Raw genomic sequence first — 21982 nt, 5'->3', positions numbered from 1 at the left:
CGCCTGTCAGATGACTGGAAGCAACAGCGAAAATCCCATCACGCCAACATCCCGGTAATCGCCGGGGCCTGTATACCTATATGAGAGGAGAGGGGTATATGGCGCGTAAGTTTAAGTCTATGGACGGCAACGAGGCGGCCGCATATGTTTCGTATGCGTACACCGAGGTAGCGGGAATTTATCCCATTACGCCGTCCAGCCCGATGGCCGACCATGTCGACCAGTGGGCGGCCCAGGGTCGCAAGAACATCTTTGGCACCCCGGTCAAGGTCGTCGAGATGGAGTCCGAGGCGGGTGCAGCCGGTACCGTTCACGGTTCGCTGGGCGCCGGTGCTCTGACCACCACCTACACGGCTTCTCAGGGCCTGCTCCTGATGATCCCGAACATGTACAAGATCGCGGGCGAGCAGCTCCCGGGCGTCTTCCACGTCTCCGCGCGTTGCGTCGCTTCCCACGCCCTGAACATCTTTGGCGATCACTCCGACGTCATGGCCTGCCGCCAGACCGGTTTCGCCATGCTCGTCGAGGGCAACGTCCAGGAGGTCATGGACCTCTCGCCGGTGGCTCACCTTGCCGCCATCGAGGGTAAGACCCCGTTTCTCAACTTCTTCGACGGCTTCCGCACCAGCCACGAGATCCAGAAGGTCGCCATGTGGGACTACAAGGATCTTGCCGAGATGTGCGACATGGACGCCGTCCAGGCTTTCCGCGACCACGCGCTCAACCCTGAGCACCCGCACACCCGCGGCAGCCATGAGAACGGCGACATCTTCTTCCAGAACCGCGAGGCCTGCAATAAGGTCTACGACGAGCTCCCTGCCGTCGTCGAGGGCTACATGAAGAAGATCAACGAGAAGCTCGGCACCGATTACGGCCTGTTCAACTACTACGGTGCTCCCGATGCCGATCGTGTCGTCGTGTGCATGGGCTCCTTCTGCGACGTGCTCGAGGAAGTCATCGACTACCTCAACGCTCACGGTGAGAAGGTCGGCCTGGTCAAGGTTCGCCTGTTCCGTCCGTTCTCCATCAAGCACTTCGTGGACGTTCTCCCCGAGACCGTCCAGAAGATCGCCGTCATGGACCGCACCAAGGAGCCGGGTTCCATCGGCGAGCCGCTCTACCAGGATGTCGTCTCCGCTCTCTACGAGGCCGGCAAGACGGGTATCAAGGTTGTCGGCGGCCGTTACGGCCTGGGCAGCAAGGACACGCCTCCCGCGTCCGCGTTTGCCGTCTTCGAGGAGCTCAAGAAGGACGAGCCCAAGCGCGAGTTCACCATCGGCATTGTCGATGACGTGACCAACCTGAGCCTGCCCGAGGCCGAGGATGCGCCCAACACCGCAGCTCCCGGCACCATTGAGTGCAAGTTCTGGGGTCTGGGTGGCGACGGTACCGTCGGCGCCAACAAGAACTCGATTAAGATCATCGGCGACCACACCGACAAGTACGTTCAGGCCTACTTCCAGTACGACTCCAAGAAGACCGGCGGCGTTACCGTCTCGCACCTGCGCTTTGGCGATTCCCCGATCCGCTCGCCGTACTACGTGACCAAGGCCGACTTTGTCGCTTGCCACAACCCCAGCTACATCGTCAAGGGCTTCAAGATGGTCCGCGACGTCAAGCCTGGCGGCACCTTCCTGGTCAACTGCCAGTGGAGCGACGAGGAATTCGCCGAGCACATGTCCGCCGTGGCCAAGCGCTACATCGCGAACAACAACGTCAACGTCTACCTGATCGACGCTATCGACCTGGCCGCCAAGGTTGGCATGGGCAAGCGCACCAACACGGTGCTCCAGTCCGCCTTCTTCGCGCTGGCCAAGGTCCTGCCCGCCGAGGACGCCCTGCAGTACATGAAGGACGCGGCTACCAAGTCCTACATGAAGAAGGGCCAGGCCATCGTCGACGCCAACCACAAGGCCATCGATGCCGGCGCTACCGCCTTCCGTAAGTTCGAGGTTCCGGCCGACTGGGCTACCGCCGAGGACGCCGCTCCTGTCGAGCTTTCCGAGGAGACCAAGTCCGCTATCGCCCAGCAGGTCAAGAACCTGCTCGAGCCCATCGATCGCATGGATGGCGACAGCCTGCCCGTTTCTGCCTTTGTCGATTGTGCCGACGGTCAGTTTGAGCTGGGCGCCTCCGCATACGAGAAGCGCGGCGTCGCCGTGGTCGTTCCTCACTGGGACGAGACCAAGTGCATCCAGTGCAACCAGTGCGCCTATGTGTGCCCGCATGCCACCATCCGTCCGTTCGCGATGACCGAGGACGAGGCTGCCGCCGCGCCCGAGGCTACCCGTACGCTCGACGCCATGGGTCCCAAGGCCAAGGGCATGAAGTTCACCATGGCCGTGTCCCCGCTCGACTGCATGGGCTGCACCAACTGCGTCAAGGTCTGCCCCAAGGGCGCCCTCGAGATGGCTCCCGCCGAGCAGGAGATGGATCAGCAGCCCGTTTGGGACTACATGGTCAAGAACGTCTCCGAGAAGAAGGAGCTCATCGCGGCCAACGTCAAGGGCAGCCAGTTTAAGCAGCCCTACCTGGAGTTCTCCGGCTCCTGCGCCGGCTGCGCCGAGACCGCTTATGCACGTCTGGTGACCCAGGTCGCCGGCGACCGCATGTTCATCTCCAACGCCACCGGCTGCTCCTCCATTTGGGGCAACCCCGCTGCCACCGCTCCTTACTGCAAGGACAAGGACGGTCACGGCCCGGCGTGGAACAACTCCCTGTTCGAGGACAATGCTGAGCACGGTCTGGGCATGGCCATCGGTTACGAGGCCGTCCAGAATAAGCTGATCGCCGCCACCCAGGAGCTCATCGCTGCCGATGGTCCGTCCGACGAGCTCAAGGCCGCCGGTCAGGCTTGGATCGACTCCGTCAACGACGCCGAGGCCTCCAAGACTGCTGCTGCCGCCTACGTTGCCGAGCTCGAGAAGTGCGGCTGCGACGCTTCCAAGGCGATCCTCGCCGACAAGGCTTACCTCACCAAGAAGTCCTTCTGGATCTTCGGTGGCGACGGTTGGGCCTACGACATCGGCTTCGGTGGTCTGGACCACGTCCTGGCTTCTGGCCACAACGTCAACGTCTTCGTCTTCGACACCGAGGTCTACTCCAACACCGGCGGACAGGCCTCCAAGGCTTCGAACCTGGGCCAGGTTGCTCAGTTCGCCGCTGCCGGCAAGGTGACCAAGAAGAAGTCTCTGGCCGAGATCGCTATGAGCTATGGTTACGTCTACGTGGCGCAGGTCGCCATGGGCGCCAACCCGGCTCAGACTCTCAAGGCCATCCACGAGGCCGAGGCCTATGACGGCCCGTCCCTCATCATCGGCTACAGCCCCTGCGAGATGCACTCCATCAAGAAGGGCGGCATGCAGAACTGCCAGGCCGAGATGAAGAAGGCTGTCGAGTGCGGTTACTGGAACCTCTTCCGCTTCAACCCCGAGGCTGCTGCCGGCAAGAAGTTCTCGCTCGATTCCAAGGAGCCCGCGGGCGGCTATCAGGAGTTCCTGATGAACGAGGCCCGTTACGCTTCGCTGACGCGTTCCTTCCCCGAGCGCGCCGAGGAGCTCTTCAAGGAGAACGAGCAGGCCGCTATGGACCGCTACGCTCACCTGCTGAAGCTCAAGACGGTGTACAACGAGGCCTAGGTCTCCCACCGCAGGATCTGAGGGCTAACCTTCGCGGACGTCCTCGGACATGAAAGAACCCCTGCTGCGCACTACGTGCGGCGGGGGTTCTTTCGTCCTGCGGAATGTCCGCGAAGGTTAGCCCTCAAATCCTGCTACGACTACGTCCTCGGATTGTGGGGCTGAATGAAGGACGTGGCTGAGGGGGCCTTTTGCCCCTTTCGCTGTTTCGCGGCTTTGCCGCGAAACCTCGCGCTACTTTGGGGATGGATGGGGGCGTGGCTGGATTGCAGATTCAAATGGCTAGAGAGATATGGGCGCGAACGAGAAATCATTATTGGGGTCATCCTTTTCCATAAACTCATCAAGACAAAACGTCATGTAGATTGGAACATACAGAACCTTGCCCTCTTTGCTGAGGTTCTCGTGGCTCAGTACAACGGCCTCGGGAATTTTGTACTCGCCCACACTCATCAGACGATCGAGGGCCGCGTGCGCTCGAACCTTCTTACCCGATTTGACCTCGATTGGGACAACATGCCCGTGGGCGCCTTCGATTACAAAGTCAACTTCACCGACCTCACGCGTTTGGTAGTACCATGCATCCGCCCCGAGGGCAACGAGTTCCTGCGCGACCACGTTCTCATAGAGACCACCAAGGTTGGGAGTTTTCATATCAAGATAGACAGCGCGTGCAGTGCTACCGGGGTATCGCGATGCGAGCATGCCTGTATCAGACTCGTATAGTTTGAAGGCTGTCGTTTTCTCCGTCCTCTTGAGAGGACTCCGTGGTTCCGTCACCCTGGCGACCATCAATCCAACACCTGCGTTAACAAGCCACAGGAAATCCTGCTCATATTTTTTAAGGCGAGCTCCCTCACCCAGAGACGAAACAACAAAGCGATGAGACTCCGCCTCAAGCTGAACGGGAATTTGCTCAAAAATCGACCGAACGTTAAACGCTCGAGTCGATGCATATTTTGAGATATCGCTTTTGTACTGATCGACCAACTGAGTTTGAAGCTCACGTGTGCTCACGAGCGAATAACCCGAATCAATATAATTCTGAACGACCTCCGGCATGCCGCCGCAAACGATATAAGCTCTATAGTTCTTGAGCATCGCCTCATGAATATAGTTTTCGACAGGATGTTTCTCGACAAGGCAGCTGCGAATGCCTGCAAGCACATTCTCGCTAACGCTGTTTGCCCAACAAAACTCTTCAAAATCCATCGGGCGCATAACAATGTGCTCTACATACCCCACCGGAAAAGAAGAGATCCCCTTAAACTCAGTCCCAAGCATAGACCCCGAGAAGACATAGCTAAAGCGCCCATCCTCGACCAACGCCTTCATGAGTGTAACGATCTGCGGATACTCCTGAATCTCATCGACAAAGACAAGCGTATCGCCCTCAACAAGCGGCGCATCCGCAAGAAGGGCTACGCGGTTGATAAAGTCAACGGAGTTCTTTGCGCCAACAAGTGCATTCCTTGCTTCGATATCGAGTAGTAAATTGACCTCAAAATACGAAGCGTAGTTGCTTTTTCCAAACGCGCGAATCGCATAGCTCTTGCCGATCTGACGCGCACCAGTAACAAGTAATGCCTTATTGGAGTTATTCTTCCAGCTCAAAAGCCTATCAGTGACCTTACGGCGTAGCATTAAACCCCCAAATGACAAAAATTGACAGATAGAATCGCCTAAAATCATACAAAAATTGGCAGATAATAACGTCGTAAATATACAAAAATTGGAAGATAGCAAAGGTCCGATAAGGTCTCAAAGCCACTGAAACAGCGCTCTACTTTGCGAAGGGGCTGGGGACGCTGTTGCGTGCGTCTCCAGCCCTCTGATTCTTACTTTGGGTCCCGTGGTGGGACTATGTTGGTGCTACCTGGCTGTTTTTACCTTGTCTCGCCGCTTTCTGTGCGTAGGCGGTAGCCGTGGACGAGGTCGCTAATAGCCGGCCAGGGAATCTGGCGGTCGACCCAAAATTGGAGCTGGACCAGATAGCGCTCAGTGGCACGGGTGAGGGCCGCGAACTGTTCGTGAGTCTCTACCTGGGCGTAGAGGTCGCGGCTGTGGGCGAGGATTGCCGTAGTGTCATCCATTTTGCCGGTGACGTCAAAGGCGCCCGAGAACCAGTCGCACAGGCGCGCGGCGCTGTTGTTGATCGTTGCGAGGTCGGCGGTGCCGTCGTTGGCGTTTTCGTTGGCCTGGGCTCGCAGGAGGGAGAGAGCGTCGGCGGCGTTCATACAGTAGCCGACGGTGAAGTTCCAGACGGCGAATTCGCGGCCGGTGTCGAGCTTGCGGCGGCGCATGTAGTCGATGTCACGGGGTTCTTCGAGCATCATTTGGTCAGCGAGGGCCTCAAGTGCAGTGGTGTACTCGGCAAGGTCGAGTGCGAGCAGGGTGTTGATATCCATCATCTTTAGGCCTCCGTTTCGATCTCGACGATTTCGTTTTTAACGTACATGCCCTGGTTGTCCCAGACATTGCGGCAGGCGGCGGCAAAGCGCTCGCGGTCGGCTTCGCAGATGCGGGCGAACATGTTGCAGGTGCCAAAGGGCTCGCACACGTCAAAGAAGATGCAAATTGACGACCAGCCGCCATACCAGCTCACGGCGCCCGCCGGCTCGTGAAAGACGGGGTTCTCGATGTGCTCGTAATTGGCGATGGGGCCCGATACGGGATAGGTTACCTCGGCATCGCAGATCTTGGCCGAAAAGATACGTGACTCGACCGGACAGGACGATTCGAACAGCTTGCACGCCTCGGGAGCCTTGTCCCAGAGCATGTCGGCGAGAAACGTCTCGCCATTCAGCGTGATCTTGAGCATTTTTGTCATAGTAAGGACCTCCTCAATCCGTCGCTCAAGGGGTTCGCTGGCGGATAAGGAGAAGACAGCAGCGGGGTCGCCGAACCCAAACTTCACGACAGATCTCTGTCGCCCCAGCCCGCGCTGTTCTTCGCTAAAGTACCATGCCGTAATTGCGCGCGCAATATCAGTTTTTGAATTTCTGGAAGCGGCAATCGACGAGACGGCTCGCCGGCTGCCGGCCGACGCGCGGTAAAGGTGCTCGTCTATTCCCTAAGTTGGATGAAAAACGCCATGTTATTGCAGGGCTGCATACTCGTCTTAAAAATGTATAGAATCTCGTATAGTGCGAGTAAGATATTGCGCTGTCTGTTTTGTGTTTAGCAAAGATATAGTTTGCATAATCTGGTCTAATCCCTGCTATATCAAAATAAAATCGCACGTAAATAGCTTAGATATGCTTGAGCTGGGCATCTTTACGCTGAACGGGTAAAAACGACCGTTCACCGTTCAACTGTTTTCAAAATGAATAAAATGAGCGATAAAGAGAATATAAACCTTAATAAACTCGCGTATTGCACGGACGTGGGTTATTAATGGGATGTAGGCCTTTTACAGAAAGGATTCCAGCAATGTCTAAGCCTCTTGGCAAGCCCGATCGTATTGTCGTCGCCCTTGGCGGCAACGCCCTCGGCAACAACCCCGTCGAGCAGATCGAGGCCGTGAGCAACACCGCCCACGCACTCCTTGGTCTCATCGAGCAGGGTAACGAGATCATCATCACCCACGGCAACGGCCCGCAGGTCGGCATGATCCAGAATGCCTTCGCCGCCGCCCACGACGCCATCGGCACCCCCGAGATGCCGCTGCCCGAGTGCGGCGCCATGTCCCAGGGCTACATTGGTTATCACCTGCAGCAGGGCATCGGCCGCGAGATGCACAAGCGCTATAAGCGTTGGCACGCCGCCACCGTCGTCACCCAGATCGAGTGCGATCCCGACGATCCCGCGTTCAAGAACCCGACCAAGCCGATCGGCCCCTTCTACACCGAGGAGCAGGCCAAGGAGTTCATGGCCGAGGATCCCTCCAAGGTCTTCGTCGAGGATTCCGGCCGCGGCTGGCGCCGCGTCGTCGCCTCCCCCGATCCCAAGAAGATCGTCGAGGCCGACTCCATCCTCAACCTGCTCGACAACGAGTTCATCGTCATCGCCTGCGGTGGCGGCGGCATTCCCGTCGTCCGCGACTACGAGAACAAGGGTTGCTACAAGGGCGTTCCCGCCGTCATCGACAAGGACCTGGGCGGCGAGCTGCTGGCCGAGGACTGCGACGCCGACGTTCTGTTCCTGCTGACCGCCGTTGAGCATGTCGCCATCAACTTTGGCAAGCCCAACCAGGAGGAGCTCGAGGACCTCACCGCCGACGAGGCCGAGCGCCTGGCCGACGAGGGCCAGTTCGGTAAGGGTTCCATGGAGCCCAAGGTCCGTGCTGCCATCAAGTTCGCCCGTTCCCGCAAGGGCCGCACCTGCATCATCGGCGCCCTGGACAAGGCCGCCGAGACCATGGCCGGCCTCTCCGGTACCCGCATCCACGAGTAGCCTCTACTCTGTTGCCTCTCTTGTGGGCGCCAGGCAAAGCGCCCACAAACTAGCCTCTCTTCATGAGCCCCGCAGTCCGCTCCGACTGCGGGGCTTTTGCTATTGAGGTGACTGTTCATGAGAAGCGCTGAAGACCGCGGAAACCCGGCACTTGGGGACGTTCCTTTTCTGCCGGCATCTTGGGACAGTCCTTTTCGGCAGCGCGAGCGGTCGTCTGCAAAGACGTCCCCAGTGGCTAGTCATTTAATGGCTGGCCATTTAAGTCTGTCCCCAATGACTAGTAGTAGGCCCACATGGCTTCGATTTCGTTGAGGACTTCTACGATGCCCCAACGGCGAGCGCTACGGCTGGGCGAATTGGGATCGTAGACACCGATTTGGTCGGCGTCGTCAATGCCGTAGAGCACGATGTAATGACCCACGTTGGTAAACGTGCCGGGACGCACGACGGCGATTACGGGAGCACCCGAGCGCAAGGCCTGGGCCATCGAGTCTCGGTTGTTGTAGAGCTGCGTCCCGTTAAGCCCCAGCTGCGCGGCGCCGCTCGTCATAAACGACCACTCGGTGGCACCGGTGGGGGCATAGTTGCCCGCCTCGGAAAGGGCGCACATATCGACCGGCGTCATATCGGTGCGCCCCGTTGTAAAGATGTAGATCATGGTGAGGCAGGTGGGTCCGCAGCCGTTTTGGCGGATAGTTCCGCCGGCGTAGGGCAGCTCCGACCATGCGGGGTCGATCTGGTAGATATGCGGCATGGTGCCGGCACTCCACTGCGAACGTGGGGTCGAAAAAGCAAACGAGTAGCCGGGTGCGACTGGGGCTTTGAGGAGCTTTTCCTCGGCGGTGGGCTCTAGGCCGGCAGAGCCATGCGAGGCACACGACCCCAGATACACAAATGCCAGACATGCCATGATGGAGCACAGGGCAAGACAGAGACGATGAATCTGCGGATTGGCGGCCCGGCCGCGTCCCAGCGGCCGTGGCTGCTTTGCGCCGCGTCCGCCGCGGGGCTTCGAAAAGAAACGGCTGATGTGGTTGTCAGACTTTCGCCGATCGATTTTCTGCCGCCGAGGCACTTCGGCCCGGCGTTGACGGGTGCCCGAGCATGGGCGACCCGCCTGACGCGTGCTGGTATTCTGCGGCATAGACGACGAGGGGCGATCCTGCGGACGCTGCGGCCCGTCGTTGTCAGAAACACTCCTGGATGCTGGCGTGGTACGCCCGGCAAGGCGAACGTTTCGCTGTCGTTCGCCGCCGTTGTATTCGTATGCCATTTGCACCGCCTCGTCTCATGTATAACCCGTCCATCCTACAAAAAAGACGTGCAGCAAATGAGGACATACACCAAAACCTCGGTAAGCGGCATGGACGGGAGCGAGCCTGGCGTCATAAAGCGACGCCCTCCGCGAGCGATTGAGTCGCGTCATCAAAACGGACGCCCGCACCGAGTGGCGCCCCTCGCCGTTCGTCCCAAAAACGGCGCCGCTCGTTTTGCAGTTCTGCCTTCGGTCGAGCTACGAGTGGCGTTGCTGTGCCAAGGCCGTATCTTAAAGCCATGAAATAAAAAGTGCGCGGCAAAACAGGCCGTGCAAGGGGTGACGCCAAGGGGCGTCAGAAAGGAAAGGAGGGGAACAATGGCGGACAAGAACGCAGAAGTTGCAGTCGAGGATACCGGCGGCATGAAGAAAACGCTTTCGCTCTGGAACTTCTTCACCATCGGTTTCGGTGCCATCATCGGTACCGGTTGGGTTCTGCAGGTCGGCGACTGGATGGTCGTGGGCGGCGGTCCCGTTCCCGCTATGATCGCATTCCTCTTGGGTGCAATCTTCCTCGTGCCCGTCGGAGCTGTTTTCGGTGAGCTTACGGCTGCTATCCCCATCTCGGGTGGCATCGTCGAGTATGTCGATCGTAGCTTTGGCCGTACAATGAGCTACATTACCGGTTGGCTCCTGGCCCTGGGCAACGGCATCCTGTGCCCGTGGGAGGCCATTGCCATTTCGACTCTCGTGTCCGAGATGTTCGGTAGCCTGCCCGGTCTTGAGTGGCTGCGCGCCGTCAAGCTCTACACCATCCTGGGCGCCGACGTTTACCTGTTCCCGACGCTGATCGCGCTCGGCTTTGCAGTCTACGTCATCTTCCTCAATTTCCGCGGTGCCAGCTCGGCCGCCAAGCTCCAAGCCTTCCTGACCAAGGCCCTGCTCTGCGGCATGCTACTCGCCATGGGCGTCTCGCTGTTCACCGGCTCGCCGAACAACGCCATGCCTGTGTTCTCCCAGGTCGCCGGTGCTGGCGGCGGTAAGGCCGCCACCGAGGGCACCAGCCTGTTCGCCGGTATCGTGTCGGTCCTGGTTCTGACCCCGTTCTTCTACGCCGGTTTCGACACCATTCCTCAGCAGGCTGAGGAAGCAGCCGAGGGCCTTAACTGGAACAAGTTCGGCAAGATCATCTCCCTGGCCCTGCTGGCCGCCGGCGGCTTCTACATGGTCTGCATTTACTCGTTCGGCACTATCCTTGACTGGCATGAGTTTGTTAAGAGCCCCGTTCCCGCGCTTGCCTGTCTTAAGGGCATCAACATGCTCCTGTACCTGGCCATGCTCGTCATCGCCACGCTTGGACCCATGGGCCCGATGAACTCCTTCTACGGCGCCACGAGCCGCATTATGCTCGCCATGGGCCGCAAGGGCCAGCTGCCCGAGAAGTTTGCCGAGGTCGATCCCAATTCCGGCGCTCCCAAGCTCGCCTGCGTCGTTCTGGCCATCATCACCGTCGTCGGTCCGTTCCTGGGCAAGAACATGCTCATCCCTCTGACCAATGTGTCGGCTCTCGCCTTCATCTTCTCTTGCGGCATGGTCGCTCTTGCCTGCCTGCGCATGCGCTTCACCGAGCCCGACCTACCTCGTCCCTACGAGGTGCCCGGCGGCAAGTTTGGCATCAGCCTCGCCATCGCTGCCTGCGCCATCATCATCGGCCTGCTCGTGATTCCGTTCTCTCCCGCCTCCCTCAACATGGTGGAGTGGAGCATCGTGATCGGCTGGTTGGCTATTGGCCTGGCTCTCATGGCTTTCACCAATTCCCGTAAAAAGTAACGCCGAGCCGGGGCGGATTGGGTGCGCGGTGCCCTCTCTCCCGCGTACCGAACCCGGCATCACTTGGGTAGCTTTGTGAGGCCTTAACCCAACACGGCCTCACCCACTATATGGATCCATAAGGAGGAACCATGTCCACTAAGTATGCAATCGTTGGCGGCAAGCTCATCGACGGTACCGGTGCCGAGCCGGTCGAGAACTCCCTCGTTCTCGTCGACGATAACGGCAAGATCGAGTACGCCGGTGTTATGCAGGACCTTCCCGAGGGCGTTGAGGTTATCGACGCCGCCGGCAAGACTGTCCTTCCCGGCCTGATCGACACCCACCTGCACTTCTCGGGCAACCTGACCGACGATGACACCGATTGGGTCATGCAGCCGCTCCTCGAGAAGCAGGCCGTCGCCGTCAAGCAGGCCTACGACTGCCTCACCCACGGCCTCACCACCGTCTGCGAGATCGGCCGCTTTGGTATCCAGATTCGCGACTGCATCGACAAGGGCGTCTTTAAGGGTCCGCGCGTTCTGGCCACCGGCCTCGGCTTCTGCCGTGTTGCCGGTCACGGTGACTCCCACCACTGCACCCAGGAGCTCAACAAGGAATCCCATCCCTGGGGCGACCAGGTCGACGGTCCTTGGGATCTGCGCAAGGCCGTCCGTCGTCGCCTGCGCGAGAACCCCGATGCCATCAAGATCTGGGCTACCGGTGGCGGCATCTGGCGCTGGGACTCCGGTCGCGACCAGCACTATTGCTCCGAGGAGATCCAGGCCGTGGTCGAAGAGGCCAAGATGGTCGGTATCCCCGTGTGGAGCCACTGCTACAACAACCACGCCGCCGCCTACGATTCCGTTCGCTTTGGCTGCGAGCAGCTGATTCACGGCTTCGATATCGATGAGCGCACCATGGACCTCATGGCCGAGCAGGGCACCTTCTTCACCCCGACGATCGCCTTCCTGCCCACCTGGTACGCCACCTATCCTCCCGTCTATGTCCCCGAGCTGCACGACAAGTACGAGGGTACCCTGGTCGAGAAGGAGCTGCAGCGCAACTATGACTGCCTGCGCGAGGCCAAGAAGCGCGGCGTCGTCATGACGATCGGCTCCGACTCCTTCTCCTTCGTCACCCCGTACGGCACCTGCTCCATCGAGGAGATGTACGAGTTCGTCGACAAGATCGGCTTCACCCCGGTCGAGACCATCACCTGCGCCACCCTCAACGGTGCCAAGATGTGCCACATCGAGGACGAGACCGGTTCCATCGAGGCCGGCAAGTGCGCCGACCTGCTGGTCGTCAACGGTGACGTCGCCGCCGACATCCACGTGCTCAACACCGACAACATGGACGTCATCATGAAGGACGGCTGGATTGTCGAGGCCGGCACCTTCGGCGAGCCAAACAAGTACAGCGCCTAAGCTACCGTTTGTCGATGGCTGGATGTAAAACACAGTTTTTGATTGCATAATGCAATGGAGAGGGTCGCTTGCGGCCCTCTTTATTGCTATCGGTACTACGGACAAGAGGGGATGACGGTGGATTTAAACAGGCTGAATCTGGGCAAGAGTTACAACTCTACCAAGGTCTTTCGTACGGCCCAGCATGTGGTTCAGGCCATCCTACTCGGTGTTGTCGTTCCGGCGCTTATCTTGCTGCTTATCTGGGATTTAACCGATAATCCCAATCCCGTTCCAGGCGTTGTCGTTATTGCCGGCCTGGTCATGCTGTGCTTCTTCTTCTCATATGTCTTTGTGGTCCCTGATGACCTCACATCGAGCGCAACCGACCGCACGCTCGCCATCGCATCAAAAATATTTGCCTACACGTCGCGCGGCCTTACGCCCGAAGCGGCCCTGGGTGCCTCTAAAATCATCCTGTCCGAGACCATCGCTTCTGCCATCTGCTTTACTGACGGCAGGCAGGTGCTGGCAAGCTGGGGCGAGGACTCGGCAAAGTGCCCTGCCGGAACCCCGGTAGTGCTCAAGACCACGCTCAACGTGATTGAGACGGGCGAGCAGAGCGTGTTTTCGCGTGATGCCTCCAATGAGACGGGCGGCTATTTTCCCCGTCTGCGTGCCGGTATTGTCGCGCCGCTTAGCGTGCGCGGTCATTGCGTGGGCACACTCGAGCTGTATTACCCCCGCCTGAGCAGCATCGATATGCGCCAGACGGCGCTTGCCTCGGGTTTCGCCGATCTCATTTCCACGCAGCTCGCCAGCTTTGAGCTCGAGCGCCAGGATGAGCTCACGGCCCGCGTTGAGCTCCGCGCTCTGCAGTCGCAGGTCGATCCGCATTTTCTATTCAATACCATTAGCACGATCGTTTCGCTCGTTCGAACCGAGCCCGACAAGGCGCGATCGCTGCTGATCGACTTTTCCAACTACTATCGTCAGACGCTTTCTGACTCCGATACGCTCACCACGCTCGAGCACGAGGTGGAACAGGGCACCCGTTATATCAATCTTATGCAGGCCCGGTATGGCGACGGCCGTCTGCGCGTTTCGGTCGACATCGACTTTGAGGTGCGCGACAGCCTGGTGCCGCCGTTTATCTTGCAGCCGCTGCTCGAAAACTGCATCAAGCATGCGCAGCGCGAGACCGAGCCGCTTTCCATTCGTGTTAGGGCTTTTGAGACCGATGACGGCTTGGAGATCATCGTCGAAGATGACGGCATCGGTATGAGCGAAGAAGTCTGCGCGCATCTGTTTGAGCAGCATCGCCGAGAGGAGCCCGAAAGCATTACCGCCGACGGCTCCGTCAAGCGAGGCTGCGGCCTGGCGCTCTTCAACGTGCTTCAGCGCATCCATTTCTTTTACGGAGAAGATTCTGGCATGCGCGTGAAGTCCCAGGAGGGCGTGGGAACGCAGGTCATCGTTGAGTTGAACGGCGAGCCGCATGAGCCGGCGCCGCTAACGGTGTAGCACGCGGTTGGATTGAGAGAAAAAAAGAGGGGAAACGCATATGTCCGAAGGCTGGAATATCTTGGTGGTTGATGACGAGCCCCCAATTAGGGCTGAGCTACGCTATCTGTTGGAAAAGGATGCGCGTGTGGGCCAGATTGCCGAGGCGGGCAATGTCACCGAAGCCGTGGAATCGATTCTGTCGAACAAGCCCGACGTGCTGTTTTTAGACATTACTATGCCTGGTCGCTCGGGAATTGAGCTTGCCGAGACGCTTCAGAACCTAAAGATACCGCCGGTCGTGGTGTTTGTGACGGCATTTGCCGAGTATGCGGCCGATGCCTATAACCTCGATGCCGTCGATTACATCGTAAAGCCGGTCGAGGATGCTCGCCTGTCAAAGGCGCTCGATAAGATCGAGACCGCCCTGGGCGCTCGCCGTGTCGTCCATGCTCCGCGCCAGCCTTTGCGCCTGACGGTGGATCGTGGGGGTAAAAAGGTGTTCATTCCCGTGGCGGATGTCTGCTACTTTGAGGCGCGCGCCGATTTTTGCAACGCCGTCTGCGCCGAGGGAACATATCTGATCAATGAGTCGATTTCATCGCTCGAGCGGCGCCTGGCCTCCGAGGGCTTTATCCGTGTCCACCGCAGCTATCTGGTCAATTTGGAAGACGTGCACAATGTCGAGATCGGTTCTACGGGTCTTATGGAACTCAGGCTCGATCGCGTAACCTCGACGGTGCCCGTGTCCCGTCGTCGCGCTGCCGAGGTTAAGGCGCGCCTGGGGCTTGTGTAGACGGTCCGCATGCCATCGTTTGCCGACGCGGGTTTGGCATGGCCGCGCGGTGGGCATAATGGGTGACATCGAATGAAATCGAAAGGATCATTATGCCTGCGCTTATTACGCATCATCTGTTTGGCGAGGAAAGCATCGATCGTCTGCCGCAGGGCGTCATTACGTCCGACGAGGAACGCATTGCTTTTATCCTGGGCAACCAGGGTCCCGACCCGTTTTTCTTCCACATCCTGACGCCGCGCGTTTCCGACTGCACGCTGCTGGCGCAGGCCATGCATCGCTCGCGCATGTCGCGCCAGTTCTCGTGCCTGCGCGACGGCGTGTCCCATCTGCTCCCGCGCGATGCCAACTTGGGCCGCGCCTTTGCGCTGGGCCTGCTGTCGCACTACGTGCTCGACCGTAATGCCCACCCCTTTGTCTACGAGCAGCAGTTTGGCATTGTCGAGTCCGATCCCGAGCTGGGGGATTCGGGCAGCCAGGTCCATGCGGTGCTCGAAAGTGACCTGGACGTGTTGATGCTGCAGCTCAAGCGCGACGGGGCCACGGTCGAGGACTATCCGCCGGCGGGCGAGATCGTCACCACCGACCGCATCAATCGTGTGGCCGGCGTGCTGATGAGCTATGTTGCCGGGCGTGTGTACGGTATCGATATCCCAGCGGGGGAGTACGGTGCCGCCGTTGCCGACATGCAGCGACTTTACCGCGCGATTGAGCCGGCCGGCTCCGCAAAGACGCGCGCGATCTCGCTGGTTGAGGGCTTGGTGCACGACTACTCCCTGCTCGATGGCCTTGCTCACCGCGTGACGACCGAGCCGCCCGAGCGCACCGGCAATCTGGGCCATCTGACGTGGAAGAATCCCTTTACCGATGAGGTCTCGAACGAGAGCTTCCCCGAGGTCTTTGACCGCGCGCTGGTCGATTACGAGTGCACGGTCACCCGCTTTATCGAGACCGGCGATATGGAGGCCGTGACCAACCACGTCAATTACAGCGGTCGCGTGCTCGGCGCTGACGAAGAGTTCGACCGCGAGGAATAGGGCCCGTGCGTGTCCCTTTGCCGAATCCTTACCGGTGCCTCTGTGCAATTGGGGTACGATGAACTAGCTGCATATCGGGCGAACACGAAGGGTCCCTGTCCATGAAATACACCAAGCTCGAGCGTAACTGGGTTATGTACGATGTGGGCAATTCGGCCCTCGTGTTGCTCAACACCTCGGTGGTGCCCATCTACTTTAACGCCATCAATACCGGTGCTTCCTCGGCCGACCTGGTGGTCGCTTGGGGTAGCGCGCAGACGATTGCCTCGCTGGTCATTGCCATGCTCATGCCCATTCTGGGCGCGCTTGCCGATTACGCCGGCAACAAGATCAAGTTTTTCTTGGGCTTCTTCCTCACGGGCTTGGTGCTTTGCCTGGCGCAGGCTATCCCAATGTCCGCCATGGCATTTTTGGCCGTGTACGTGCTGTGCACCATCGGCCTTAACTCTTCTATGACGTTCTATGACGCCATGCTGCCCGACATTACCACTGACGAGCGCATGGACGCCGTGTCCAGCTCGGGCTATGCCTGGGGCTACATCGGTTCCACTGTGCCGTTTATCATCTGCCTGGCGCTTATCATGGGTGGTCCCGCTCTTGGCGTCCCCACCATGCTGGCAACGCGTCTGTCGTTTGTCATCACTGGTGCCTGGTGGCTCATCTTTACCCTGCCGCTCATTCGCACCTATAAGCAAAAGTACGGTCGCGAGCGCGGTCCCGAGGACACCATCGGCCACATCGTGGGCGGCGTGTTCTCCGAGGTCGTACACACCATGCGCGAGATCGCCCACAACAAGACCGTGCTGGTCTACATGATCGCGTTCTTCTTCTACATCGACGGTGTGCACACGGTCATTTCCATGGCAACCAGCTACGGTTCGGCTCTGGGCATCGACTCGACCCAGCTGGTACTGGCCCTGCTCGTTACACAGTTCGTGGCCTTTCCGTCCGCTATCATCTACGGCAAGCTCGCCGGACGCGTGGGCACGCTCAACATGATCCTGGTGGCGGTCGCCGCCTACATGGGCATTGTGCTGTTCGCCGCGTTTTTCCTCAAGACCGCCTTTGAATTCTGGGTGCTTGCCATTATGGTCGGCCTGTTCCAGGGTGGCGTGCAGGCACTCAGCCGTAGCTACTTTGGCCGCATCATCCCCAAGGAAAAGTCCAACGAGTACTACGGCTTCTTTGACATCTTTGGGCGCTATGCAAGCGTTATGGGCACCTTTCTGGTGTCGGTCGTCACCTCGCTGACCGGCAACCCGTCGCTGGGCGTTCTTTCCATTGCTGTGCTGCTGGTCGCTGGCTTTATGCTGCTGGCCCGCCTGTCTCGCATGACTCGAGCGGCAGAGCATGCCGCATAGGAGCGGGCGGCTATTGTGCCTGTCCGCGGTACTCTTTTGGGGTTATCCGCAATAAACATTGCGACTTGCGAGCAATGATTTGCCCAAGTGGGTATGATGGAATCAGCTAGGTCGCGGGGCGTCGCCTGTGTTTGGCGACGCCTCGTTTTTGTGTTGCAGGGAGGGAAGGCATGAACGCCACGGTTGTGATTCCAACATATTGGGCGGGCGATGATGCCCATGCAAACGCTCCCGGTGTCTATGACCACTCGACGAAGCTCAACGCCACCAATCCCGAGCTCGATCGCTGTCTTGCTTCGCTCGAGCAGGTACGCGATATTCCGCGAATCATCCTTTTGGTGGTCTGTCCCATCTCGGCCACGGCGGATGTGTCGAAGCGCGTACGCGAAATCGTCGACGCGCACCCTACGCTCAAAGTTACCGTAGTCACCAATACCCAGGCATCGCGTATCGCCGACCGCGTAGCGCAGATTGCGCCCAAGGGTTCGGGAGAATGCGTGAGCCTGCGCGGCTATGGCGCCATCCGCAATATGGGACTTGCCTGTGCCGCCGTACTGGGTCACGATGCCGTCATCTTTTTGGATGACGACGAGACTGTCATCGATGCCGACTTTATGAAACGCGCGACTTACGCGTTGGGGCAGCAGACGCGTCAGGGTCTGCCAATCTTGGTTAAGAGCGGCTACTTTTACGATCGAGACGGATCGCCGCTGGCCCCCACGGACAAGGTGGGCATCTGCCACCGTTGGTGGACCAAGCGTATTGAGTTCAATCGCTGGATGAAAAAGGCGCTCTCGGGCACCCGTATTTCGCGTTCAAACTATGTGTGCGGCGGCCTTATGGCCCTCCATGCCCGCGCCTTTACCCGCGTGGCATTTGACCCGTTTATCACTCGTGGCGAGGACCTGGACTACCTCTTTAATATGCGCATATTTGGCTACGACGTATGGTTTGATAACGAGTGGACCGTACGCCATCTACCGCCCGAGTCCGAGAAACGCTCGCCGCGCTTTATGCAGGACGTGTACCGTTGGTACTACGAACGTGCCAAGCTAACGTTTGCCGCGCATCAGAAAGAGCTCATTCCCGTTACAGCCGCGTCTCTCATGCCCTATCCGGGTCCGTGGATTTCGCGCGAGCTTGACGATCGCGTGCGTAAGACTGCCATGGTCCGCAGCATTTTTACCCGCGAGCACGAGGGATACCTACGCATTTGGCGCCACGGTATTGACGAGGCCAGGACCTACGCACGCCAAAACGCCGCAAGCTACCTGCGTTTCCAGAGCTTCTGGCCCAAGATTATGGATGGGCTCTGGCGTGACGCCCAGCTGACCAGCATCCTGGAGGGGACTGAATGATCGACCGCCGCGCCCAGCGCGATAGTTCAATGTCAATCTTTCGTATCATTGCCGTATCCTGCGCCATTTGTGTGCTGGTGTACTTTGTTTTTGCCCTGGCGACTGGAATCGATCCAATCGCGACCGTGGTCGCCTGTACGCTGCTATGCATCTTCCTGTGTATCTTTTTCTTTTTGACGCTCAATCCCGATTCGGTTCGCTCGCAGTACACCGAGGAGACGCTCTCGGTGGCCTCGGCCATGCTCGAGGACATTAAAGGCGGTCTGACGCAGGAGTCAGCACGTCTGGTGTGCCAGCGCATTTTGCCCGAGACACGCGCCATGACAGTTGCCGTTACCGACGAGAGCAACGTACTGGCCTGCGCGGGCGAGTTTGAGGAAAAGCTGCTGCCCAATTCTCCCATTCGTACGCTCGTCACGCGCTACGTCATCGAACACGGTATCGTCCAGTCGTTCAACCGTGTGGTGGACGTGGTGGGTTCGGATGGCTCACACAACCAGGTCCCCGCTGGCATCATCGCACCCATCAAGGTGGGCGACCGCACCGTCGGCACGCTCAAGTTCTATTACAAGACCCCGCGTGCCGTTGACCGTACCCAGTATGCGCTCGCCTCGGGTTTTGCCGAAATCCTGTCCACGCAGCTCGCCATTCACGAGCTCGAGGTGCAAAAGGAGCTCACGGCCCGTGCCGAGGTGCGTGCCCTGCAGGCGCAGATTAACCCGCACTTCCTGTTCAACACGCTCAACACCATCGCATCGTTTACGCGTACCGACCCGCTGCGCGCCCGCGAGCTGCTGCGCGAGTTCTCCTCGTTCTATCGCGCAACGCTCGACAATTCGGGCTCGCTCATTCCCGTGTCGCGCGAGGTCGCACAGACCAAGCGCTACCTGACGTTTGAGAAGGCGCGCTTTGGCGAGGATCGCGTGCTGGCGACCTTTGACGTGTCCGAGGACGTCGAGGACACGCTGGTTCCGGCATTTGTGATCCAACCGATTGTCGAGAACGCCGTGCGTCACGGCATGGGTGATGCCAGTGCGCTGAAGATTGACGTGACGGTGCGCAGGGATGGTGACGATGCGATTTTGATTTCGGTGGCCGATGACGGTGTGGGCATGGACGAGGGCATCGCTGCCAGACTGTTTGACGAGCGCTCTGCCCGCCCCGACGCCAGCTCCCCGCAGGGTGGCGGCGCCGGCGTTGCCATGCACAATATTTCGGAGCGCATTCATCGCTTTTATGGGCCGCACTCCTATACGCGCGTCGAATCGGCGCCGGGTAAGGGCGCTAAAGTGCTCCTACATCTCGATTTGTCGGAGAGCATCTTCGACATTCAAGAGTAGAATAATTGGTCACGGGCTTAACGCCGGTTGGCGTATGCCCGACGTAGTTAGTTGACGAAAGGTTTTATCCCCATGCTGCGTGCGATGATTGTGGATGATGAGGCCCCGGCCCGTTCGGAACTTCGCTTCTTGCTCGAGCAGACGGGCAAGATCGGCACGATCACAGAAGCGTCGAGCGTTCGCTCCGCCATCGAGATGCTTATGGAGAGTCGCGTTGATGTCGTGTTCCTCGATATTTCGATGCCTGGCGCTTCGGGTCTGCAACTTGCCGAGGCGCTGCATAAGCTTAAGAATCCGCCGGCGATCGTGTTTGTGACCGCGTACAGCGATCATGCGGTTGAGGCGTTTGATGTGGATGCCGTCGACTATCTGATGAAGCCGGTAGAGGAAGCCCGCCTGGATCGTGCAATCGAGAAGGTCATGCAGCGCACGAAGCCCGTTGCGGACAGCAAGGTGACCATCGAGCGCATCCCGGTGGAGAAGGGCGGCCGCAAGGTGCTCATCCCCGTGGACGACATTCGCTTCATTATGGCCAAGGACGATTACTCCTGTATCTATACCGTCGACGACCGTTTTTTGTCGACGACCTCGCTGGCACAGTTCGAGGCCAAGCTCTGTGATTTTGGCTTTTTCCGCGTTCACCGCCGCTATATCGTTAACCTGGCGTGTGTTACCGACGTCGAGACGGTTCCCTCGGGCGCTATCCAGCTGGGCATTACGGGCGTCGACGAACGCGTACCGGTTTCGCGCCGTCGCGTCGTACCGCTCAAGAAGGCCCTGAGCCTCTAGCACACCGGCCCCGCAGCCCTGTAGACCAAAATCGTCTGCGGAGCCGCGGGGCTTTTTGTATGAATGCACCAAATCGTTTTGCGGAAGGGATCCCATGAACAGTGCAAGCGCCAAGCGTATCGACATCATCTCGGACACCCACGGTTATCTGTCGCCCGCGCTTTTAGATGAGTTGAGCGGCGCGGACCTGATTATCCATGCCGGCGATCTTACGTCGGAGATGGACTACGAACATCTGCGAACCATCGCCCCCGTGCGAGCGGTTCTGGGCAATAACGACTACTACCGTGATTACGGCCCCGAAGTGGACCGTCTGGCGCTCTTTAGCTACGAGGGCCTTAAGTTTGCCGTAGCCCACTACCGCGAAGACCTCCCGGTGGGATCCGTGGACGTAGCCATCAACGGTCACACTCACGTAACCAAAGAGGCCCAGGTGGGCCGCTGCTTGGTCCTCAACCCAGGCAGCGCCAGCTACCCCAGGGGCACCCGGGGCCCCACCATGGCCAGAATGCTCGTCAAAGACGGCAAGGTCTTAAGCGTCAAGTTTATTGACTTAGACTAACCGCAACAAAAACGGGGGATGCACAATGCATCCCCCGTTTCCATTTGAGCCAAAGGCCGAGCTTCAACAAGAACAATCAGACCAACCCCGCCGAGGAGCACGCGGGCTAGCCGCGCAGCGGCGCACGCCCGCAAAACTGGTTGAACATAGTGACGGCAGGGAGGGTCTCCGGGGCCGGCTGGCGCGGGTTACGTTTGTCGCGAGTTCCGCACGCAAAGGAAAGCACTTAATGTGCTTTCCGTCTTGCGCAGGACTGTAGAGCAGCAAACTTAACCCGCGCCAGCCGGCCCCGGAGGCCCTCCCGGAGGGACCCAAAAAATATTTTCAAAAAAGTTGTTGCGCGGCGAACAGACTTCTGTGTATACTAATCCCCGCAGCGCACGCGAGCGGAAACAAACGCGAACGACTGCCTGGGGAGTTAGCTCAGTTTGGTTAGAGCGCCGGCCTGTCACGTCGGAGGTCGCGGGTTCGAGCCCCGTACTTCCCGCCAACGCAATTAAAGCCACGTCTTCGGACGTGGCTTTTTGCGTTTAATAGGACAACCGCTCGGCCGTCCCTTTCATTCAGCTCCTTGCTTCCGAGATGCGGAAAAGAATTAAGTATATCGGTTTAAACAAGGGGTTGATTTCCGATCTCAGCCGAACACATTGAGCTGATGGCTCGCTCCCGCAGTTAACCGAACGCCCCCGCGGCCCCTCTCGGGCCCCGGGGGCGCCATTTTCCCAGTTGA

At 59.0% G+C, this 21982-nt stretch carries 16 protein-coding genes and 1 tRNA gene; 13 read left to right on the top strand and 4 right to left on the bottom strand.

Going from position 1 to position 21982, the window contains the following annotated elements; all coding sequences use genetic code 11:
• Positions 1 to 98 precede the first annotated feature (98 nt).
• Positions 99 to 3638, top strand: coding sequence for a pyruvate:ferredoxin (flavodoxin) oxidoreductase (nifJ, locus tag ACTM82_RS04120; RefSeq protein ID WP_441054619.1), 3540 nt, complete (start codon positions 99 to 101; stop codon positions 3636 to 3638).
• 282 nt (positions 3639 to 3920) lie between these two features.
• Here the strand turns inward: nifJ and ACTM82_RS04115 are convergent, their stop codons facing one another.
• From ACTM82_RS04115 to ACTM82_RS04105, 3 genes are all read right to left on the bottom strand, one after another.
• Positions 3921 to 5330 carry an ATP-binding protein gene (locus tag ACTM82_RS04115; RefSeq protein ID WP_441088513.1) on the bottom strand — a complete coding sequence of 470 codons (1410 nt, stop codon included), beginning with the start codon at positions 5328 to 5330 and terminating at the stop codon, positions 3921 to 3923.
• Between the two features lie 194 nt (positions 5331 to 5524).
• Positions 5525 to 6046 (bottom strand): hypothetical protein, encoded by a 522-nt coding sequence (locus ACTM82_RS04110; RefSeq protein WP_271758658.1) that lies wholly within the window; start codon positions 6044 to 6046, stop codon positions 5525 to 5527.
• A 5-nt stretch (positions 6047 to 6051) separates the two neighbouring features.
• Positions 6052 to 6468: a DUF3830 family protein gene (locus tag ACTM82_RS04105; protein WP_441054621.1), complete on the bottom strand. Its 417-nt coding sequence runs from the start codon at positions 6466 to 6468 to the stop codon at positions 6052 to 6054.
• A 602-nt stretch (positions 6469 to 7070) separates the two neighbouring features.
• Here ACTM82_RS04105 and arcC point away from each other — a divergent pair.
• Entirely contained in the window at positions 7071 to 8033 is a 963-nt protein-coding gene (gene arcC / locus ACTM82_RS04100; RefSeq protein ID WP_006235166.1) for a carbamate kinase, read from the top strand.
• A gap of 277 nt (positions 8034 to 8310) precedes the next feature.
• Here the strand turns inward: arcC and ACTM82_RS04095 are convergent, their stop codons facing one another.
• Complete coding sequence (locus ACTM82_RS04095) at positions 8311 to 8943, bottom strand: C39 family peptidase (protein ID WP_427747821.1); 633 nt, start codon at positions 8941 to 8943, stop codon at positions 8311 to 8313.
• A gap of 723 nt (positions 8944 to 9666) precedes the next feature.
• Here ACTM82_RS04095 and ACTM82_RS04090 point away from each other — a divergent pair.
• The 11 genes from ACTM82_RS04090 (at position 9667) to ACTM82_RS04040 (ending at position 21742) form a co-directional block, all read left to right on the top strand.
• Positions 9667 to 11118, top strand: a complete 1452-nt coding sequence (locus ACTM82_RS04090; RefSeq protein WP_441049028.1) for an APC family permease — start codon at positions 9667 to 9669, stop codon at positions 11116 to 11118.
• 131 nt (positions 11119 to 11249) lie between these two features.
• A complete protein-coding gene (locus ACTM82_RS04085; RefSeq protein WP_154518625.1) occupies positions 11250 to 12527 on the top strand; it encodes a metal-dependent hydrolase family protein in 1278 nt (425 codons plus the stop codon).
• Between the two features lie 117 nt (positions 12528 to 12644).
• Positions 12645 to 14030: a sensor histidine kinase gene (locus ACTM82_RS04080; protein WP_441041729.1), complete on the top strand. Its 1386-nt coding sequence runs from the start codon at positions 12645 to 12647 to the stop codon at positions 14028 to 14030.
• 40 nt (positions 14031 to 14070) lie between these two features.
• Complete coding sequence (locus tag ACTM82_RS04075; RefSeq protein WP_441054623.1) at positions 14071 to 14805, top strand: LytR/AlgR family response regulator transcription factor; 735 nt, start codon at positions 14071 to 14073, stop codon at positions 14803 to 14805.
• Between the two features lie 92 nt (positions 14806 to 14897).
• Complete coding sequence (locus tag ACTM82_RS04070; protein WP_441054625.1) at positions 14898 to 15842, top strand: zinc dependent phospholipase C family protein; 945 nt, start codon at positions 14898 to 14900, stop codon at positions 15840 to 15842.
• A 101-nt stretch (positions 15843 to 15943) separates the two neighbouring features.
• On the top strand, positions 15944 to 17203 hold the full coding sequence (locus ACTM82_RS04065) for an MFS transporter (RefSeq protein WP_441054627.1): 1260 nt from the start codon (positions 15944 to 15946) through the stop codon (positions 17201 to 17203).
• A 170-nt stretch (positions 17204 to 17373) separates the two neighbouring features.
• Positions 17374 to 18561: a glycosyltransferase gene (locus ACTM82_RS04060; protein ID WP_427728901.1), complete on the top strand. Its 1188-nt coding sequence runs from the start codon at positions 17374 to 17376 to the stop codon at positions 18559 to 18561.
• 29 nt (positions 18562 to 18590) lie between these two features.
• Positions 18591 to 19901 carry a histidine kinase gene (locus tag ACTM82_RS04055; RefSeq protein ID WP_441054629.1) on the top strand — a complete coding sequence of 437 codons (1311 nt, stop codon included), beginning with the start codon at positions 18591 to 18593 and terminating at the stop codon, positions 19899 to 19901.
• A gap of 72 nt (positions 19902 to 19973) precedes the next feature.
• Complete coding sequence (locus ACTM82_RS04050) at positions 19974 to 20690, top strand: LytR/AlgR family response regulator transcription factor (RefSeq protein WP_154518646.1); 717 nt, start codon at positions 19974 to 19976, stop codon at positions 20688 to 20690.
• Positions 20691 to 20784: 94 nt separating this feature from the next.
• Positions 20785 to 21252: a YfcE family phosphodiesterase gene (locus tag ACTM82_RS04045; protein ID WP_154518649.1), complete on the top strand. Its 468-nt coding sequence runs from the start codon at positions 20785 to 20787 to the stop codon at positions 21250 to 21252.
• 412 nt (positions 21253 to 21664) lie between these two features.
• A tRNA-Asp gene (locus ACTM82_RS04040) sits at positions 21665 to 21742 on the top strand.
• Positions 21743 to 21982 lie beyond the last annotated feature (240 nt).

It is taken from the genome of Collinsella sp. HCP3S3_E5 (assembly GCF_052067635.1).
GTDB lineage: Bacteria > Actinomycetota > Coriobacteriia > Coriobacteriales > Coriobacteriaceae > Collinsella.
Note: the sequence above shows the minus strand (reverse complement) of the source record. Positions and strands in the feature narration are given on the sequence as shown.

Bases quoted from the DNA above. Each gene is read 5' to 3' on its own strand.
- ACTM82_RS04065 (WP_441054627.1), top strand. From the start codon at position 15,944: ATGAAATACACCAAGCTCGAGCGTAACTGGGTTATGTACGATGTGGGC.
- ACTM82_RS04105 (WP_441054621.1), bottom strand. From the start codon at position 6,468: ATGACAAAAATGCTCAAGATCACGCTGAATGGCGAGACGTTTCTCGCC.
- nifJ (WP_441054619.1), top strand. From the start codon at position 99: ATGGCGCGTAAGTTTAAGTCTATGGACGGCAACGAGGCGGCCGCATAT.
- ACTM82_RS04050 (WP_154518646.1), top strand. From the start codon at position 19,974: ATGCTGCGTGCGATGATTGTGGATGATGAGGCCCCGGCCCGTTCGGAA.
- ACTM82_RS04070 (WP_441054625.1), top strand. From the start codon at position 14,898: ATGCCTGCGCTTATTACGCATCATCTGTTTGGCGAGGAAAGCATCGAT.
- arcC (WP_006235166.1), top strand. From the start codon at position 7,071: ATGTCTAAGCCTCTTGGCAAGCCCGATCGTATTGTCGTCGCCCTTGGC.
- ACTM82_RS04060 (WP_427728901.1), top strand. From the start codon at position 17,374: ATGAACGCCACGGTTGTGATTCCAACATATTGGGCGGGCGATGATGCC.
- ACTM82_RS04055 (WP_441054629.1), top strand. From the start codon at position 18,591: ATGTCAATCTTTCGTATCATTGCCGTATCCTGCGCCATTTGTGTGCTG.
- ACTM82_RS04090 (WP_441049028.1), top strand. From the start codon at position 9,667: ATGGCGGACAAGAACGCAGAAGTTGCAGTCGAGGATACCGGCGGCATG.
- ACTM82_RS04075 (WP_441054623.1), top strand. From the start codon at position 14,071: ATGTCCGAAGGCTGGAATATCTTGGTGGTTGATGACGAGCCCCCAATT.
- ACTM82_RS04045 (WP_154518649.1), top strand. From the start codon at position 20,785: ATGAACAGTGCAAGCGCCAAGCGTATCGACATCATCTCGGACACCCAC.
- ACTM82_RS04095 (WP_427747821.1), bottom strand. From the start codon at position 8,943: ATGGCATGTCTGGCATTTGTGTATCTGGGGTCGTGTGCCTCGCATGGC.
- ACTM82_RS04085 (WP_154518625.1), top strand. From the start codon at position 11,250: ATGTCCACTAAGTATGCAATCGTTGGCGGCAAGCTCATCGACGGTACC.
- ACTM82_RS04110 (WP_271758658.1), bottom strand. From the start codon at position 6,046: ATGGATATCAACACCCTGCTCGCACTCGACCTTGCCGAGTACACCACT.
- ACTM82_RS04115 (WP_441088513.1), bottom strand. From the start codon at position 5,330: ATGATTTTAGGCGATTCTATCTGTCAATTTTTGTCATTTGGGGGTTTA.